Below are 13,817 nucleotides of genomic sequence, written 5' to 3' on the forward strand. Positions count from 1 at the left end.
TCGTATCCAAGGTTTGATCAGTCCGGCGCGCCAACGCCGGGCGGGAAGGCACCCCGGTGCTCAAGGTAATCGACGGCGCTGCCGCCAATCAGGACGGCGCGGCGACGGGCGGCGAGTCGGCGTTCTCGCCGATCGACGAGATCGTGCGTGAAGGCGCGCGGCGGATGCTGGCCGCGGCGTTGCAGGCCGAAGTGGCCGCCTATGTTGCCCGGTTCGTCGGCGAGGTGGACGAGAACGGGCGGCGGCAGGTCGTGCGCAACGGCTACCACGCCGAACGCGAGGTGCTCACGGCCGCCGGAGCGGTGACGGTGCGCGCTCCGCGCGTCAACGACAGGCGAGTCGACGCGGAAACCGGTGAGCGTCAGCGGTTCTCCTCGGCGATCCTGCCGGCCTGGTGCCGCAAGTCGCCGCAGATGAGCGAGGTGCTGCCGCTGCTGTATCTGCACGGATTGCCGACCGGCGATTTCTCCCCGGCCCTCGGGAAGTTCCCCGGGACCGGGGCGGGCTGTCGGCCTCTGCGATCACCCGGTTGACCGCCCAGTGGCAAGACGAGGCGAAAGCCTTTGCCGTGAGGGATCTTTCGAGTGTGGACTATGTCTATCCATGGGTGGATGGGATTCACCTGAAGGTGCGCCCGGAGCAGGAGAAACTGTGCCTGCTGGCGATGCCCGGGGTCCGTGCGGACGGCCGCAAGGAACTCGTGGCCATCAGCGACGGGTTCCGTGAGTCGCACGAGTCGTGGGCGGATCTGCTGCGTGATTGCCGCCGCCGCGGCATGAGCGGCCCCGGTCCTGGCCGTCGGGGACGGAGCGCTCGGGTTCTGGAAAGCGGTGCGAGAAGTGTTCCCCGACACCCGCGAACAGCGCTGTTGGTTCCACAGTGGGACTGTAAGTGCCTGTGTACAAACTGATCGCTGGCGCGTAGGGGGCTTGCGGTGTGTGTGCTGGGGGCCCGCGTGTCGGGGCGGAATGGGTGGGACCTTCTGGTAGCAACGGATGGCTACGAATCACCGTTTGCCTCAAAAGGTCCCGTATGTCGTTGTACTCCACCGCTGCCGAGGTTGGCAGCGAAATCGCCGATAACGGTTGCGGGTGTGTCGCCTGCCGGTTCGGTCACGGCAGGAAACATGCTGTGCGCCAACGCCGTTACACGTCCGATCTGACCGACGAGCAGTGGGCGATCCTCGGACCGCTGCTGCCGTGGCCGGTGTGGCTCGACGGCGGTGGGGGCCGCCCGGAGGAGTACTGCAGGCGGCAGGTGATCGACGCGATCTTCTATGTGGACGACAACGGCTGCAAGTGGCGCAATCTGCCTGCGGACTTCCCGCCCTGGCGGACCGTGCACGCGGCGTTCACCCGCTGGTGGGTGTCCGGGGATGTGCTCGCCGTCCACAACGATCTACGGGACCTGGTGCGCGCTGCCGAGGGCCGCGACCCGGACCCGACCGCGGCGATCATCGACTCGCAGTCCGTCCGTGCGGCCGAGACCGTCGGTGCCGGCAGTCGCGGGTTCGACGCCGGGAAGAAAATCAACGGCCGCACACGGCACGTCGTCGTCGACACCACGGGATTGCTGCTGGTGGTGGCGGTGACCGCAGCGTCGGTCCAGGACCGCGACGGCGCACGCCTGGTCCTGCAACGCATCCGGCAGCTGTTCCACACGATCGCGCTGGTCTGGGCCGACGGCGCCTACGCCGGGAAACTCGTCGTCTGGGCGAAACAGGCACTCCGGATCACGATCGAGATCGTGAAACGCGGCGACGACACCAGCGGATTTGTCGTCCTGCCCCGCCGCTGGGTGGTCGAACGCAGCCTGTCGTGGCTGTCTGGCAGCCGCCGGCTGGCCCGCGACTACGAACGACTACCTGTCCACCACGAAGCCCTCGTGCACTGGTCGATGATCCTGCTCATGACCCGCCGGCTGGCCCGGGCGCCACGTCACCGCGCGACGGTGAACAGCCCCGTCGCCTGCTGATCGGCCCACCCGCGAGCAGCCAGGCGTTTCAGCTTCGCCCGCACCCCCTCCACCTTCGACCGGTCCTCGACCGGGACCCCGAGTCCGGCGGCGACCTTCCCGGCCCGCAACCCGCCCTCACCGGCGTCGGCGAGAACCTCGAGAATGTCGAGGTAATCGCCCGGCAGCACCACCGCCGGGTCCATCCCAGGTTCCCGCTGCGGCACCACCACCGCGCCGATCGGCGACGCGCTCCCCGAAACAGGATGCAGCGCTGCCACTTCCGACTCCGGACCCGGGTCACCGGGCCCAGCCTCAGCATCGATCTCGGCGAGGGTCTCCCGCGTGATCACCAACCGGGACAACCGCTGCTCACACGCCTGCAACTGCCCGGCCAGCTCGGTGATCCGCCGCCGCAGCCCCTCGGCCTCCTCCACGGCCGCAGCCTCCCGCCGGGCCAGTTCCCCACGCCACGACTGTGTCACCGCCACGAGGATAGGCCCCCAGCAACCACTCCGACAGACCCCGCCCATTCCCGCAGATCACCACGCCAAGACCACTATTCGATCAGTTTGTACACAGGCACTAAGGAATCAAGGTGGCGAGTCGGCTGTGTTGGTGTCCGATCGTGGTATCGCGGCGAGAAGCTCTGCGGCGGTGCGGAATCGGGTGGGCGCGGGGGTGATGGTGGTGCCGTCCTGTTCGAGGAGGGGGCTGACCAGGAGGGCCGCGTTGGGTATGGTGCCGCGGCTGACGCCGAACAGTTCGGCGAGGGTCCCGCGGGTGCAGAGTTTGCGGTGCAGCAGCACTGTCGCCAGGACCCGGTCGGCGTCGGTGATCTTCTCGACGAAGACTCCGCCGCGTGCGCCGGGCATGCGTTCGCCGCCGCGGCGCGTGTGCCGGTATCGCTCGGTCACGGCGGCCTGCCGGGGAGCGAGGCGTTCGATGAGGTGGTGGAGTTTCTGCCGGGGCATTCCGGTCAGGGCCGGTTCGGACAGTAGCTCCGACGGCGGCGGGGTGGGTCCGGGTTCAGACCTGTCGTGCAGGAACGCGCGGACGGCCGTGGCGCTGGTGAAGCGCAGTTGTGTGGCCGGGGTGACGCGATGATCGTGCTCGTCGAGGAGTGCGCGGGTTTCGGCGATGATTTCACCGATCGAGTTCGGGTTGACTTCGAGCAGTTCGGACAGCACATTCTGCGAGCAGAGTTGGCGCAGGTAGACGATGGTGATCAGTACGCCCGCCGCATCGCAGAGCAGACGTCTGCCACCGGCTCCGGGCGCGTGGCGACGTCGGCCACCGCGTTGTTCCCAGCGGCGTTGCGCAGCGCGGGCGGCTTGGCCCGGCGCCAGTTGTGCTGACAGTTCGTCCAGTTCGACGCGCGTCATGCCGATCACGCGGGGGTCGGTGAGCAGTTCCAGCACCTCGGTCCGGGCGCGGTCACGATCTTGCACGGGTTCGGAGGCGGTGGCCCCGGTGGGTGCGATGGTGTAGTTCCAGCTGCCGTGCCAACTATGCGGGTGAATCGGGAGCGCTTGGAACTGTTCGGTATTGACCGCGATGCCGGTCGGGTAGTCGCCGGTGTCGAGTTCGGCGTGAACGCGCAGGCCGGTGCGAGTGCGAGTCGAGGCGATGGTGTTGACCACGACCTCGTGGCTGGTCAGGGGCCGGCCCCGCCAGTTCATGGTGATCTGAGAGAACAGCCGATGCTCGATCTTGTTCCATTTGCTGGTGCCGGGCGGGAAGTGGCAGACGGTGATCGCCAGCCCGGTCTCGGCTGCCAGCGCCGCCAGCTCGGCCTTCCACAACCGGTAGCGGTAGCTGTTGGAACCGCCCGCGTCCGCGGTGATCAGCAACTTGCTCGCCCGCGGGTAGTCCAGGCATCCACGGTTGTGCCACCAGCGACGGATCGAGGCCACCGCGAACGCGGAGGTGTCGTGGTCGACCCCGACGTTGACCCAGCCCGCGTCGGCGGCCAGGTCGTAGACGCCATATGGGATCGCTTGCGCCACATCGGGTCCTGTGAAGAAGAAGCTGTGGTCTTCCACCTCTATCGGTTCGCCTTGCGGCCGCCATTCCCGCCCGCCGTTGGGCAGCCGACCCAGTTGCTGTTTCTTCTTCGAATCAACGCTGATCACAGGCTCGCCGGCGCCGAGGTGCTCCTTGACCTGATCGTTGATGTAACGGAATTGCCCGTCCCGGTCCGGATGCTGGCGGCCCTCCAGTGTCTTGGCGTTGGCCTGCATGCTGAAACCGTTGTCCCGCAATAGTTTGCCAACCGTCGGTGCGGAGACTGGATGTCCCTGCCGGGTCAGTTCCTCGGCCAGATGCCGCAGAGATTTGGTCGTCCACCGCAACGGTGACTCCGGATCGCCACGCTCGTCTGGCTCAACGAGTCCCAGCAGCGCCGCCAAGAGCTGCGGATCGACCTCGTCTGCGGGCTTGCGACCCCCGCCGACGCGTCGCACCCGGCCCTCGGACAACGGCGCCTGGCCGGACTCCAACTCGAAAACGCCCTTGCGGACCGTGGTTTCGCTGACTCCCGCGATCCGGGCCACCGTCCGCACACCACCGTGTCCCAGCAGTCGTGCTTCGGTGGCCAGCGCCAGACGCCTCTGACCCTCGTTCAGATGAGGCAACAGCACATCGAACCGCTCCTGCAACCCCTCGACATCCTCCCTCGCCGCCGTCATAGCACTTCGAAACACTGTGCACCACAAAACAACACGTTATTACCTTACAGTCCCACAAACAGGCGAATGTTCTGGCCGCACTGCCGAAATCGGCACATCCGGGAGCACTGGCCGCGATGAAGGAGATCTACAACGCCGAGGACATCGACAAGGCACAGCTCGCGATCAAGGCGTTCGGCATCGATTACGGCGCGAAATATCCCAAGGCCGTCGCGAAGATCGTCGACGATGCCGACGTGCTGCTGGAGTTCTACAAATATCCGGCCGAGCACTGGATCCATCTGCGGACCACGAACCCGATCGAGTCGACGTTCGCGACCGTCCGGCTACGCACCAAGGTCACCAAGGGGCCGGGCTCACGCGCGGCCGGAATCGCCATGGCGTTCAAGCTGATCGAGGCCGCTCAGCACCGGTGGCGCGCGGTGAACGCCCCGCAGCTGGTCGCACTCGTGCGCAACGGCGCGGTGTTCCACAAGGGCAAGCTGCTCAAGCGGCCGATCGACATCACCCCGAACGAACCGACCACCGGATCAGCCGGGCAGGAGGTCGCCTGAAACATACCGATCCACAGCATTTGACAATTTCTCCCCTTGTGGATGTAGAGGCAACGGCGTACTAATTTCCGGGAACGTCGTTCTCTCACACTGAGGTGCGTATGACCAGTTCGTCTCGCATGAGCCGGGTGTTGACGGTGGCCGCTCTGCTCGGCCTCGGTAGCGGGGTGACTGCCCAGTCTGCTCATCCCGATCCGCCCGCACCGGGATTGGTCGCGCCGCAACAGGACCTGTTCTACCAACCCCCAGCATCACTGTCGACGCTGGCACCCGGCACGATTGTGGCCGACAGACCGGTCACGCTCGCCGATCCGCCTGCCGCCACCGCTGCCTGGCAGATATCGTTCCGCAGCAACGACTCCCATGACGAGCCGATCCTGGCAGTGACCACGCTGATGGTTCCCACCACCCCTTGGCCGGGTCCCGGCCTGCGTCCGGCCGTCTCGCTGCAGTTCGCCGAGGACTCCACGGCGCTGCAGTGCGCACCATCCTACACTCTGCGCGCAGCGACCAGCGCAGCGGACGGACTGCAATCATCGCAGGCCGCGCTCCCGGCCGCGCTGCTCCAGCGTGGCTGGGCGGTGGCGGTGCCGGACCACGAAGGCCCGCGGTCGGCTTTCACCGCAGGCCCCTCGAGCGGCCATGTGGTCCTCGACGGCATCCGTGCGGCCGCGCGTTTCACCGCCGGCGGCCTCACACCGGACACCCCATGGGGACTCACCGGCTATTCGGGAGGGGGAACCGCTTCCGGATGGGCTGCCCAGATGCAGCCCTCCTACGCCCCGGAACTGCACATCACAGGCGCGGCGATCGGCGGAACACCGTCGGATCTGATGCTGCTCAACCGTGTCAACGACAACGGGCCAGCCAGTCCGATGGTACTCGAGACGCTGGCGGGTATCGACGCCGAATACCCCGAAGCCCGGATATCCGAACTGCTCAATGCACACGGCCGGGACGTCTTCTCCCAGATCCGTCGTATGTGCACGCAGCAGGCACTCACGACCTACGCTTTCACCAGCCTGCGCAACCTGTCGGCCGTGCCCGGCCTGCTCGACGATCCACATGTAGCCGGCGTACTTGCAGACAACACTCTGGGGCATCTCACCCCGCGTATACCGATCTACGACTACCACGGCGTGCTCGACGAACTGGTTCCGGTCGGGCAGGACGACTCGTTCGTACACCAATGGTGCAGTGATGGAGCGACGGTGCAGATCGTGCGTGATCCGTTGTTCGAGCACATCGTCGAGGGAACGGCACACCAGGACGACGCAGTGAACTATCTCGCCGACCGATTCACCAGCGTCCCCGCGCCCGACCAATGCTGACCGAATGACCCACCGCGCACCAGGTGGTTTCCAGCCGTCATCGCAACGATGAGAACGGTTCGGAGACTATCAGTCCGTTGAAAACTTCAGCGGCAGCACCGACCTATGAGCCAATGCCACGTAGGGTAAGTGGTGCGTCCGTGTGGTTTGGTTGTGCTGTTTGATTTTTCGGGTGCTTGTGGTGGGGGTGTGGCAGTGTCTCGGGGGTGACGGACGTGGTGGTGGCGACGCCGGACATGGTGTCGCTGGGTGTGCTGGCAGGGGTTGTGGACCGGGCTCGGGTGGAGGATGCGGTCATGGTGTGCGGGGCGCGTGCGCAGCGGTCGGGCGGGAAGTTGCCTCCGCATGTGGTGGCGTATCTGACGATGGCGTTGTGCCTGTTCGGCGGCGATTCCTATGAGGAGGTCGCGGTGAAGGTGACCGGGGCGCTGACCCGGTGGGGTTGCTGGGATGCGGGCTGGTCGCCGCCGACGGCATCGGGGATCACCCAGGCGCGTAAACGGTTGGGGCCCAAGGTTCTCGAGCGGGTGTTCGAGTCGGTTGCCGCACCGGTGGCGACTCCGGCGACGCGGGGGGCGTGGCTGGCGGGGCGCCGGCTGGTGGCCATCGACGGTTTCGATGTGGACGTGGCTGACACCGAATCGAATGTGGCCGAATTCGGGTATCACGGGTCCGGGGACAACCGCTCGACCTATCCGAAAGCGCGGGTGGTCGCGTTGAGCGAGTGCGGTACGCATGTTTTTCTGGCCGCGGAGGTTACCGCGATCACTGTCGGGGAACGTGCCGCGGCTGCCCGGTTGTATCCGCGGCTGCTCGGTGACGAGATCTTGTGCGCGGACCGGGGTTTCTACTCCTTCGATGCGTGGGCGGCCGCGAAAGCCGGTGGGGCCGAACTGGTGTGGCGAGCACCGACCAATCTGCGCCTGCCGGTGGTGCGGGTACATGCGGACGGCACCTACGTGTCGGTACTCATCGATCCTGCCGTGCAGTCGAAACGGCGGCGTGCAGCGATCCTGGCCGCCGCGGCCGCGGGCGAGGACCTCGACGAAGCCGAGGACGCGCACCTGGTGCGCGTCGTGGAATACGATGTGCCCGACCGTAATCCCGACGGTGAGCTGATCGTGCTGCTGACCACCCTCACCGATCCCGCGGCCGTGCGCGCCGACCAGATCGCCGGCGCCTACCACGAGCGCTGGGAACACGAAACCGCGAACGACCAGCTGAAAACCCACCTCCGCGGCCCCGGCGCCGTACTCCGGTCGAAGTCGCCGGAATTGGTCCATCAGGAGATCTGGGCGTGGCTGACCGTCCACTACGCCATCGCCGCGGTCATGGCCCGCGCCGCCGAAGCCGCCGACCTGGACCCCGACCGAATATCGTTCATCCACGCACTCAACATCATCCGCCGCACCGCCACCGGCACGGCGGCTTTTCCCCCCTCACCGCTGGACCGACCCCGACGTGACCGCCTCGGTCGCCACTGAGATCACTACCCGGCTCAACCCACCCCGGCGCCACCGCAGCTACCCACGCAAGATCAAACGCGGACGTCACAACGCCTACCTGATAAAACGCAAGTGCGACAAAGGAATCCGACACACCGGCCCGGCCACCATCAACCTGCGACGCCTACCCGCCGCATGACAAACCACACGGACGCACCACTTACCCTACGTGGCATTGACCTATGAGCTATCTACATCCTGCAACAGCGAGCGCAGCCTGACGATGAAAGGGCTCGATACGTCGGCGCCGAAAGGCGTCGGGCCGGGACCCGGCCATCGTGGATTGCCTCGACGCGGCTGGGGAATCTAGGGCGTCGGCCGGGTACCGCGCTGTCACCCAGTACGTGGATTTGCAGCGACTCTATACTGATGGGACAGTGGCCACCAGGAATCGTACCCAGCTCGTCGCACAATGGTGGCAGGCGTTGCGGAGCGCCTGCCACATAACCGTGGCGCGGGAACTACTCGGTGCGCTGGCTGACGAAGCCGCCGCTGAGTTGGCCACTGGTGGCGCGGACGCTGGCGCAGGGATTGGGGCGGCACTGGCGCGGGCGGGTCTCGAGGATGCGGCCGTGCCGGTTGTGTCTGCACAGATCCTGTCCAGGCTGGCGAGCACCGTCGATCGGGTCGAGGCAGAGCGGATCGCAGCGCTCGCGGCCGGAATCGGACGAGGACACAGAACCGAACTGGATCGGATGGCAGGGTCGGCCCGTCACCGCGAGGATCGGTTCCAGATCGCGTTCGACAACGCGCCGGTGGCGATCGGGATCGGCGACAGGGCGGGCCACCTGATCGATGTCAACCAGAGATTTGCGGAGATTCTGGGTGTACCGATTGCGGAGCTGCGCCTGATATCAAGCGTCCGTGAGCTGACGCAGTTCTTACATCCGGACGACCGAGGCGATATCGACGAGCTGGTATTCGGCCGGTTGATGGTCGAGCGCCAGGGAGCGATCCGGCTGGAGCGGCGCATGATGCGCCGAGACGGTAGCCTCGGATGGTCCGCGTTCACTGTGACATACGTGCCGGGTATCGAGAGACATCACGACTACCTCCTCTATCTCGGCGAAGATGTCACCGAGCGGCACCTACTGGAGGAGGAGTTACACCGACAAGCTCGGCACGACGCGCTCACCGGGCTGCCCAACCGCAGGCAGCTGCTCGAGAAGATCGAGGCGGTAATCGACACCGCCGGCGACGACGACAAGATCGGATTGTGCTTCGCCGACCTCGACCGGTTCAAGGAAATCAACGACCGCTACGGGCACAGCTTCGGAGACAGGGTGCTGGCCGGGGTCGCACTGCGGCTGAGTGACAGCTTGGCCGACTTCGTCTGCCTACCAGCGCGTCTCGGCGGCGACGAATTCGTGGCGCTGGTTCCTCCACCGGACGTAGACCGCAAGGTCGCCGAGATCGCGGAGCGGATGCTTTCGTCAGTGGCTCAGCCCATCATCGTCGATGAGCATCGGGTGCGAGTATCGATCAGCATCGGCGCGATGATCGAGCCGTGTGCAAAGGCGGAAGCAGAAAAACTGCTGGACGCCGCGGACCGCGGGCTGTATCGAGCCAAGCTCGGCGGACGGGATCAGTGGGTATTGCATGCACCCGATACCGCTCCAGATCGTCCGGTCACACGCGCGAATGCTGCGAACCCCGAGTTCCTAATCCTGGATCCACCGACGTAACCCGCCGGTCGGGATGTGTCGAAATGGCGAAAACGGCTTCTGAACTTAGATTAGTGAGCCCGCTTCGGCAGATGGCAACCGGTGGTGTGGCTGGCAGCCCCGATCCATCGAAGCCAGCATGCCCTGGCCGGCGACGACGACTGCGAACAAGATTCCCAGCGGTCCCAGCAAGCCCGGGTGCGGGCTGGATCCAGGCACGTTGAGCACCAGTAGTTCCGCCGGGAGTGGTGTCAGCAGGGCAGCGACCCTTCACCAGCCTGTACCAGGAACCTCGGTATCCCGATGGGCACCGTCGGTCCCAGCGAGCACGGTTCGACTTCGGGTGGGCGCCGACGCCGAATTGCCGGGGTTGCGGCAGGATGTCGGTGTGTCAGAACGGCAAGCGGAGATCCGCGTCCACGGCAGCCCGGACGACACGCACACCCTGTGGGGCTGGCTCGACCGGCACCCTGCGCTGCACGGCCGCCTCCACAGGACACGCCGGGGCGGGTACGCGCGCTGGATCGTGCTCCTCGATACCGAGGGAACCGGCGGTGCACTGGCGCGCTGGAAGCGTGGTTCACCGAGTACAGCGGCGATATCCGGGTCACCGTGACCTGCGGTAGCGTCAGCGTCCAACTCGACGTCACCCGCGCTCAGACCGCAGAGGTATTCCGTGACCTGCGGGAACTGTTGGGCCCGCCCCCGCCCGACTGGTTCGGGGCATGACCCGACACTCCCCATTTTCGTGTCGGAAACCGGACATTGCCTGGGTCGCGGGCATGGCGGAGGCCGGGAAGTGCGCCGAATCTGCGGCACGAGCGCTGACAGGGACCGCACACTGTGTGGGTGGTAGAGCTCCAGCCGCCAGAGGTCATAGCCGCGCACCTGCACGAAATCGACACATGGTCCGAGGCTGAGTTGTATCTGTATGTGCAGGCCCTCTGGAAGGACATCAGCCGTCTGCAGGCGGTGGCCGCTGAGCTGCAACTCACCGGGATCGATCATCTGGACGAGAACACCCTCCGACGGAGAGTGCTCGCGCAGGTATTCGCTGGTCACCCCCAATCGCCAGCGGCCATCGCCGCGCACCTGCACGAGATCAGCACCTGGTCCGAGGCTAAGGCGTACCTGAACGAGCAGGACCACTGGCGGACCCTCAGCTATCTACAAGCGGTCGCCGATGAGCTGCAACTCACCAGAGGCTGGACCGACCTCCAAGAGAGTGCTCAGGCAGGCGTTCGCCGGTCGATGTGGGTGGTCGGGCGGGCGCCCCTAATCCCTGACGAACGGTAACCGGCAATGGTGCTTGTTGATATGTCATGTGCCGGAGGCCATGTAGGCGGCGAGGATGTAGTTGGGGTGGCGGTCGAGGTTGGTGCAGGCCCGGTCGTAGCGCATCGTCGTGCGAGGATCCGCGTGGCGGGCGGCGATCTGCATGTCCCGCAGGCCGACACCGGCATCGAGCATCGTGGTGACGAACGTGTGCCGCAGCATGTGGGGGTGCATCCGTGGTAACCGCATGTCCGTGGCCATCCTAAAGTCCCCGCTGGTGACAACCGCACCACCGCCATCTCAGCGAGTTTGAGGAGGCGGCGAGTGGCGCAATGCCGGTCCATGCGCCGGCCGCGGGTGTTGAGCAGGATCGGACCGTGGATCCGGCCCCCACAGGACCGGTCGATCGCGCGGCCGACCGCCGGCAGTGACACCAGCACAACCTTGCCGCCTTTACCGGCCACCCGCAGTACCCGGTGGCCGTGTTCCTCACCGAGGTCGCCGATATCGGATTGGCAGGCTTCGAAGATCCGCAGTCAGCAGCCCGAGCATGGTGACCAGCGCGAAGTCGCTGGGTGCACGGAGTCCCGGGCGGCGGTGAGCAGCGCTTCGAACTGCAAATGTGAAAGTCCGAGCGTGGGTGACTCGTTACCGACCCTTGGCCGGCGAATATATTCTGCCGGTGAGTTTTCCAGGACTCCGTCGATGACGCAGGTGCGGTAGAAGCCGGTGACCACCGCGGTGCGTCGGGCCACGGTGGCGGGTCTAATCTATAGCGGCTACGGCGTGGCGTCGGCAGAGACACGCGTCGGAGGCTCGCTGGCCTCGTTCAGATCAGCGCCTCGTGGCTGAGGGACCCAAGCTGGCCGACAGAGCTGCCGTTCGAAAGCGTTGCACCGCATCGCGGTTTGTGACGGCACACCGAGGCCTACCTGACCGGATAGGTCGGTGATCAGCCCTCGGGTGTGGGTGGCATGCCGGTAGGCACGCAAGGCGAATGAGCAAGACACCGATGCAGCATGACAATTGGCGAGAAATTCTTTCCATTCCCGAATCACCACCGGGAGTGGGGCCACTAACGGTGGGTGCGAAACCCGTAGACAGACAGTGTGCCTGCGCGTTCTGATGGAGGAGAACACAGGTCCTCCCGACGAAAGGCGGGGGTGTCGTACCACTTCGGAGCAGTTCCGATTCGGTCGATACCGCGAAGTAGCGCACAGCGGAGCCGGCGATGGTGCCGATGCAGCTGCCTTTCGCTGAATCTCTTCACTTACTGCAGAAGGTGTCTCTGCATATGATTTTCCTGTCAGCCGTTCATATCCTTGCCTGGAACACGCCGGTCGTGCCCCACGCACATGCTGACTGTCTTGTGCGCAGCCGTGACGGCGATCGACGCGACGTACTGTTCACACGTCGGCGGCATCCCCTGGTCACGGTAGTCCTGGATGAGGGCGGTTCCGCGCTATCAGAATCGTGCCGGCGACCGCGTGCGCAAGCGACCGCAGCCCATCGGGTTCCGGCGCCGGCCGATCACGCACTGAGATGGTGCGCCAGGGCAACAGGTTCGGTGCGAGTACTCGTCACCCTGGTGTTGATCGGCGTGTCCACTATTGCCGTTGCCGTATATCGATCGAATAGCACTGTGTCGCAGTCGAATTCAGGCCGACGGTGCGGTGTAGGCATCTTGGGAGCGCCGTACGCGTCGGTCGATTCCTGTTCGGCGCCGGCGGTATCGGTGGCTGCTGTGGTGACGGTGGCGGCGCCGTTGTTCGAACCCGCCTACCGGCACCGTGTCGGGGACTTGGTGGCGGGATGGTGGCCGGTCGCGGGTGTGGTGTGGGTGCGGTGGGCCGCTACCGGAATGCAGGTGATCGCCGACGTGCAGGTCACTGCCGAGGAGCATCCTGCCGACACGGCCTCGTCGGTGAGCCGCGTACTGGCGGTGACCCTGCACCCGAGCGGCGGTGAGTCGCTGATCCGGTTCGGCACCGATATGCGCGCTGTGCGTGCCGGCGTTGGTGGGTCGTGGCTGGTGGATTCGCTGGAGGTGCTGGCGTGAGTGAGCCGGCCGAGGATCCCGGTGGGGAATTTCTGGCGTATCTGCATGCGGGGGCGACGCAGGTGACGTCGACGGCGCTACGGGCGCGGGCGGTGCGGGAGCAGCGGCAGCGGGATCAGGTGCGGTCCCGGCGTAATCGTTTCTTCGACCTGTCGCAGGCGCGAGGTGACGCACGGTCGGAGGCGGGCGCCGCGCGGCGCACAGCGGAGCACGAGGCCCGGATGCAGTTGCATCGAACGCGGTTGGCCGAGACGCTGGAACGGGTCCAGGCGGCGCAGGAGGCTCGCCGGTTCGCGGCCAGCGCGGGAGAAGCCCGGCAGTATCAGCATGAGTTCGATCAGGTGGTGGGCAGTTTCGCGGCTGCGGTCGCCACCGAGGACCTCAGTCCGCAGCATGCGGAGTTGGCCCGGTTGATGGGCAAGCAGTTGCGGGAGCAGACGGGCCTGGACCCGGAGAAGGTCGCCGCCGACGCTCGGCAACGGTTCATCGAAGGTCCGGGTTGGGTCGATCTCGGCCACGTGGCCGCTGCGGAACTGGCAGAGGTCATGACCGAGATGCGTTTCGACGACGCCCGCGCCGACCGGCCCCAGCCGGCACCGGGCGGTGAGGGGACCGACATCGCGGAGCATCTCGCGCGGGCCCGGGTCGGGCATCCGCCATTGGCGGCGGACGCCGACGCGGTGTTCGTGCCGTCCGAGCGGGTCGAGGGACTCGACCTCGCTCCCCCGGCGGAGGTGATACCGGTGACCGAGCCGGATCGGGAGTTCGGGCCGTGAGCGCGATTCT

General features: G+C 66.2%; 10 protein-coding genes and 2 pseudogenes. 9 read left to right on the forward strand and 3 right to left on the reverse strand.

Translation table 11 applies throughout. The features are described from left to right. Positions 1 to 56: 56 nt before the first annotated feature. Both LBW94_RS39345 and LBW94_RS39350 read left to right on the forward strand, forming a co-directional pair. A pseudogene (locus LBW94_RS39345) lies at positions 57 to 878 on the forward strand (IS256 family transposase); the annotation flags it as partial. Positions 879 to 1,131: 253 nt separating this feature from the next. Next, entirely contained in the window at positions 1,132 to 1,974 is an 843-nt protein-coding gene (locus LBW94_RS39350) for an IS5 family transposase (RefSeq protein ID WP_225062795.1), read from the forward strand. Here the strand turns inward: LBW94_RS39350 and LBW94_RS39355 are convergent. Then, positions 1,938 to 2,438 (reverse strand): hypothetical protein, encoded by a 501-nt coding sequence (locus LBW94_RS39355; protein WP_225062794.1) that lies wholly within the window; start codon positions 2,436 to 2,438, stop codon positions 1,938 to 1,940. The genes LBW94_RS39350 and LBW94_RS39355 overlap by 37 nt on opposite strands. 108 nt (positions 2,439 to 2,546) lie before the next feature. Further along, positions 2,547 to 4,643 carry an ISAzo13 family transposase gene (locus tag LBW94_RS39360; RefSeq protein WP_266273219.1) on the reverse strand — a complete coding sequence of 699 codons (2,097 nt, stop codon included), beginning with the start codon at positions 4,641 to 4,643 and terminating at the stop codon, positions 2,547 to 2,549. Positions 4,644 to 4,696: 53 nt separating this feature from the next. Between LBW94_RS39360 and LBW94_RS39365 the strand changes: the two are divergent. The 5 genes and pseudogenes from LBW94_RS39365 to LBW94_RS39385 form a co-directional block, all read left to right on the forward strand. After that, a pseudogene (locus LBW94_RS39365) lies at positions 4,697 to 5,197 on the forward strand (transposase); the annotation flags it as partial. A gap of 209 nt (positions 5,198 to 5,406) precedes the next feature. After that, on the forward strand, positions 5,407 to 6,528 hold the full coding sequence (locus tag LBW94_RS39370; protein ID WP_225062763.1) for a lipase family protein: 1,122 nt from the start codon (positions 5,407 to 5,409) through the stop codon (positions 6,526 to 6,528). Positions 6,529 to 6,734: 206 nt separating this feature from the next. Continuing rightward, the gene (locus tag LBW94_RS39375; protein ID WP_225062805.1) at positions 6,735 to 8,012 is read left to right on the forward strand and encodes an IS4 family transposase; all 1,278 of its coding nucleotides are present in this window, start codon (positions 6,735 to 6,737) and stop codon (positions 8,010 to 8,012) included. Positions 8,013 to 8,410: 398 nt separating this feature from the next. Beyond that, positions 8,411 to 9,718, forward strand: coding sequence for a sensor domain-containing diguanylate cyclase (locus LBW94_RS39380; protein ID WP_225062520.1), 1,308 nt, complete (start codon positions 8,411 to 8,413; stop codon positions 9,716 to 9,718). A gap of 828 nt (positions 9,719 to 10,546) precedes the next feature. Further along, positions 10,547 to 10,993, forward strand: coding sequence for a hypothetical protein (locus tag LBW94_RS39385; RefSeq protein WP_225062519.1), 447 nt, complete (start codon positions 10,547 to 10,549; stop codon positions 10,991 to 10,993). Positions 10,994 to 11,017: 24 nt separating this feature from the next. On the opposite strand, the gene LBW94_RS39390 is transcribed toward LBW94_RS39385, so the two are convergent. Further along, positions 11,018 to 11,233, reverse strand: coding sequence for a site-specific integrase (locus LBW94_RS39390; protein WP_225062518.1), 216 nt, complete (start codon positions 11,231 to 11,233; stop codon positions 11,018 to 11,020). Between the two features lie 1,474 nt (positions 11,234 to 12,707). On the opposite strand from LBW94_RS39390, the gene LBW94_RS39395 reads away from it, so the two are divergent. Together LBW94_RS39395 and LBW94_RS39400 are read left to right on the forward strand one after the other, a co-directional pair. Next, complete coding sequence (locus tag LBW94_RS39395; protein ID WP_225062517.1) at positions 12,708 to 13,031, forward strand: hypothetical protein; 324 nt, start codon at positions 12,708 to 12,710, stop codon at positions 13,029 to 13,031. Continuing rightward, positions 13,028 to 13,807 (forward strand): hypothetical protein, encoded by a 780-nt coding sequence (locus tag LBW94_RS39400; RefSeq protein ID WP_225062516.1) that lies wholly within the window; start codon positions 13,028 to 13,030, stop codon positions 13,805 to 13,807. The genes LBW94_RS39395 and LBW94_RS39400 overlap by 4 nt, the downstream gene beginning before the upstream one ends. Positions 13,808 to 13,817 lie beyond the last annotated feature (10 nt).

Origin of the sequence: Nocardia sp. alder85J, from assembly GCF_020176955.2 — a bacterium.
In the GTDB taxonomy this organism is placed as follows: Bacteria; Actinomycetota; Actinomycetes; order Mycobacteriales; family Mycobacteriaceae; genus Nocardia.

Coding starts and splice junctions, on each gene's coding strand:
- LBW94_RS39360 (WP_266273219.1), bottom strand. CDS start 4,643: ATGACGGCGGCGAGGGAGGATGTCGAGGGGTTGCAGGAGCGGTTCGAT.
- LBW94_RS39390 (WP_225062518.1), bottom strand. CDS start 11,233: ATGGCCACGGACATGCGGTTACCACGGATGCACCCCCACATGCTGCGG.